This window comes from Paenibacillus dendritiformis (assembly GCF_015845845.1).
GTDB lineage: Bacteria > Bacillota > Bacilli > Paenibacillales > Paenibacillaceae > Paenibacillus_B > Paenibacillus_B dendritiformis_C.
In genome coordinates, this window is the sequence record NZ_LDIG01000288.1 from 1 (window position 1) to 1,100 (window position 1,100).

The following is a 1,100-nucleotide window of genomic DNA, read 5'->3' on the forward strand; positions in this document are numbered from 1 at the left end:
ATCGCACAATTTTGGATTCGGTTTTTACGTTCGTTTTTCGCCACTCCAAATAATCCGTCATATCCAGATACTTTCGGCCATTGCTCCACTTTTCATCTATCTCCATTAGCAAGGCTCCAAGTAATCGATATGCAGAATCGCGGTTTGGAAAGATACGAATCACACGCTCACGACGTCGTACTTCCTCATTCAAACGCTCTTGGCTGTTCGTCGTACGCAGACGCTTGCGGTACTTCTCTGGAATCGACATTACCGCCGTAGCATCGTCGAAACCTTGCTCCAATATACGCATAGCTCGCTCTGCTTTCTCGCTGTAGGTCTCCAACGTTTTATTCAGCAATAGCCGAGCTGTCTCCAAGTCTGGAGCATCTAAAATGCCTCGGATGGCACGGTGCACATCTTCCTTGATACTTTTTGGTGTTGCGTCCAGCACATTACGTATAAAATGCGTCTGGCATCGCTGCCATGTTACCCCCTGAAAATGCTGACGGATCGCACGCACAAGCCCGCCATGCTGGTCCGAGACGATGTAATCCACACCCCGTAACCCGCGCTGCTTCAGTTCCTGGAAGAAGGCCCCCCACGTCTCTTCCGATTCCGAATCGCCGAGCATGTGCCCAAGCACTTCTCGTGTTCCGTCGGTATTGACTCCTGTTGCGATCAGAAGTCCACGAGAGCGTACACGACCGTCTTCACGTACCTTCAAGTACATGGCGTCTACCAGCACAAATGGAAACTGACTGTCACCAAGTGGACGATGGCTCCAAGCTTGTACGATGGGATCGAGCTTCTTGCATAACTCGCTCACCGTAGACTTTGAGAATTCGGCGCCACACAGCTCCTCGGTAATCTGCGACACCTTGCGAGTAGAGACACCATTGACAACCATCTCCATTAAGGCTAATACAAAAGCTTGCTCACTTCGTTGGTATCGGGCAAATAAATCCGTAGAGAACTTGCCATCCCGGATACGTGGAATATGAAGCGTAAGTGTGCCTACACGTGTTGTGAGCTTATGCGGGTATGTCCCATTTCGATATCCCTTGCGCTCCTCTGCCCGCTCATAACGTTCTGCATCCAACTGTTCGGTCACCTGCGCT

The 1,100-nt window shown here is 50.5% G+C and carries 1 protein-coding gene; it reads right to left on the reverse strand.

Going from position 1 to position 1,100, the window contains the following annotated elements:
• Window positions 1–1,100, reverse strand: a 1,100-nt coding sequence (locus tag ABD76_RS27905) for an IS256 family transposase (protein WP_197260135.1), incomplete at both ends; no start/stop codon positions are given.